The organism is Vibrio sp. 10N.261.52.A1, assembly GCF_002876325.1.
GTDB classification, from domain to species: Bacteria; Pseudomonadota; Gammaproteobacteria; order Enterobacterales; family Vibrionaceae; genus Vibrio; species Vibrio chagasii.
Genome location: NZ_MCYD01000768.1, coordinates 1 through 2,857, shown reverse-complemented (window position 1 = coordinate 2,857; position 2,857 = coordinate 1). Strand labels below are relative to the sequence as shown.

Annotated in this window: 3 protein-coding genes; 2 read left to right on the top strand and 1 reads right to left on the bottom strand. The window is 42.1% G+C overall.

What is annotated here, in order from left to right; translation table 11 throughout:
* Positions 1-527: 527 nt before the first annotated feature.
* Together BCT81_RS15955 and BCT81_RS15950 are read left to right on the top strand one after the other, a co-directional pair.
* Positions 528-1,217 carry a response regulator transcription factor gene (locus BCT81_RS15955; RefSeq protein WP_063523858.1) on the top strand — a complete coding sequence of 230 codons (690 nt, stop codon included), beginning with the start codon at positions 528-530 and terminating at the stop codon, positions 1,215-1,217.
* On the top strand, positions 1,210-2,559 hold the full coding sequence (locus tag BCT81_RS15950) for a HAMP domain-containing sensor histidine kinase (RefSeq protein WP_102425070.1): 1,350 nt from the start codon (positions 1,210-1,212) through the stop codon (positions 2,557-2,559). Before BCT81_RS15955 ends, BCT81_RS15950 begins: the two co-directional genes overlap by 8 nt.
* Before the next feature lie 96 nt (positions 2,560-2,655).
* Here BCT81_RS15950 and BCT81_RS15945 read toward each other — a convergent pair.
* On the bottom strand, positions 2,656-2,857 hold a 202-nt coding region (locus BCT81_RS15945; protein WP_133152638.1), incomplete at its 5' end, for a GNAT family protein.

Sequence of the window (2,857 nt, the reverse complement as noted above, 5' to 3'; positions counted from 1 at the left end):
GGGTCCCTCTAAGGAGTGGTTAAATGACAGATTACAAAGCGAGCTATTGATGTGGTGAATGTTACTTGAAGTGGTAATGACTTTATAGGAAGGAATGGGGGAGCAGAAAAGGAAAGTGCTGATGGGTGATGCAGGTAATCGGTTTCCTTTAGTGTTCAGTTGGACTTTCTGGTTTTTTTATCTAAATGGAGTTTATTCCTTGGTTTTATAAACTGCGGTGTAACAGGTTGAAAGATGGTTGATTTGATTGTTTTTTGTAAACAATTTTAATGTAAGTGTGGGTAAGAAAATAAAGCAAGTGTAAGCGATTAGGATGGGATACGTCATTAAATGCAATCGGTGTCATTTTGCGGAGCCTATATAAATCGGAGCTTACAGACGACCTGGTGTCTGATTTTGTAAACGTATATGTACAAATATGATTACTATGTTTTGCGTACGGTAAAGTCTTGACTCTAATAACAATATTGATGATATATGACCAGTATATATACTGCCCACGCTTTTAATAAATACTGGTGATAGATATGTCGAAAACCAAAGTACTCATTGTCGAAGATGACCAAGAGATCGCTCGTTTAACCACACTCTACCTAGAAGCAGAAGGGTATGAAGTGAGCGTCGTTCATGAGGGAAACTTGGCACTTGAAGCTATCCGAAGTATTGAACCTGATTTAGTGCTGTTGGACCTTATGTTACCAGGTATGAGTGGCGCACAAATCTGCCGAGAGGCACGTGAGTTTTACAATGGAATGATCTTAGTACTGACTGCCTCCGCAGATGAAATGAGTGAAGTAAGCTTATTTAAGTTCGGTGCTGATGATTATGTGGCTAAGCCGATACGAGGGCATGCATTGCTGGCCCGAATCGAAGCTCTGTTGAGACGTGCAACGCCGGTTACAACAACGGCGGAAACGGTGTCAGAAAACCAGTGTGAGATCGTCATCAATAGCGCAGCCCAAAGTGCCACTTTATACGGACAAAACTTGAAGCTCACATCCGCAGAGTTTGAGATTTTGAACCTTCTTGTTAAGAATGTTTGCCAAGTCGTTACCCGAGACCAATGTTGCCAGCTATTCCGAGGAATAGATTATGCGTTTAACGATCGTTCGATTGATATGCGTGTATCTGGTTTACGCCGAAAGCTGCGCGTCCATGCAAAAGACAAACAGTTAATACGCACGGTACGTAATAAGGGGTATATGCTGGTTGCTTAAATTTATTAAAGAGAAGATTCGCTCTGTTTCGATGTTTGCTCGGCTCTACCTTGGTATTGTTACAGGGATGTCGACGACAATATTTTTGTTCCTACACCTTGGTGAAGGACATATGCGAAGAACAGAGATTGAGACTTTTCTCAATGATGGGTTGTACTTTGTTGAACAGTATATCCAGCATCGCGACAAAGAAGATTCGCTCTACAAGGAACTTGATAGAACAGGTCACCAACAGTTTTTTATTTTCAATTTACGCCTGTTAGAGAATTGGTCGGGAGAACCCCCTTGTCAACGATGTGAGTTACATACCATCTTAAACGGTGTGCCTATTTACCTCAGCGAAAACAACTTGTACTCGGCTGTATACCAACTACCGAATTCCAAGTTTAGCTTTGCATTCTGTGAAGTCGGGGATTTCTTTTCTCCTGAAATTGAATGGTATGAGGACTCAGAGCGGCATTTTTTACTTGGACTTCTGCTTGCGGTCATCATTGCGATTGGAGCTAGTGTTTACTTACCGGTTAGGGGCTTTCAAGAGAGGATTGAGTCGTTAGTTGAGAAGCAGAAACAGTTTGGTAAAGGTAAACTGAGTACGCGTTCTGAGACTGAATATATTCATCCTGTTTCCGAGTTGGCTAGCAGTTTTAATTGCATGGCTGAAGAGATAGAAAGTAAGGTGAAAGAGAGCCATATATTTGCTCAAGCCATTCCCCATGAAGTTCGCACGCCGTTGAGCCGAATACAGTTAGCGACTGACATACTGAGACGAGGAGCGCCTGAGCAGCATCAAGCACTTTTCGATGATATCGATACCTATGTCGACGATATCAACGAACTCACATCAGAGATCATTATGCTCTCGAAGTTGAATGTTATGGACAATTCCTTCTTCGAGTTGGTGAAAGTAAGAGCGAGCTTACTTGAATATTGTTTAGACCGGATTCGCTATTCTGAGTTGGACAATGTGACCTTTGAATCAAAGGTGAATCAAGACAGCACGATAAAGTGTGATTGCTCAATGGCTCGCTTGGTGTTTGATAACATCCTTAAGAATGCTGGCAACTATACTAAAGACCATGTTTGGCTGACTTTAGATGAAAACTCAGAAAGTTGGCTAGTGGTCGTTGAGGACAATGGGGCTGGTATTCCTGAGGAGCGTCGTGATGAAGTCTTTGTTCCATTTTCTCGATTAGACTCGAGCAGAAGCGCTTCAACCGGCGGTTTTGGATTGGGGCTTGCCATTGCCAACTCTGCGGCTAAGAAGTTAGGTTGGAGTATCAAGATCGATAGTAGCAGTCATGGTGGGGCTAAATTTACGATTGTAATTGCTAAGGCGGCTTAATCTTTATTGAATCTACACTCGTTTAGGAAAAACAAAAGCCATGGTTTGAACTGACACCGATTAGTTCAAACCGTGGCTTTTTTTAACAGGAAACGGCTACTGTTTTGAACGGTGAAGACCATAGATTGCGTGGTCAACGATACGACCGTTTAAGTTCTCGCTGCGTGTAATGATACCTTCTAAATTGAATTGTAAGCGCTCACAAACCTTGCGGCTGCTTTGGTTCTCAACGGCGGCAGATATTTCAACTTTCTCCATATTTAACTCATTGAAAGCTATATCAATCAGCTTTTTAACT

Coding starts and splice junctions, on each gene's coding strand:
- BCT81_RS15955 (WP_063523858.1), top strand. CDS start 528: ATGTCGAAAACCAAAGTACTCATTGTCGAAGATGACCAAGAGATCGCT.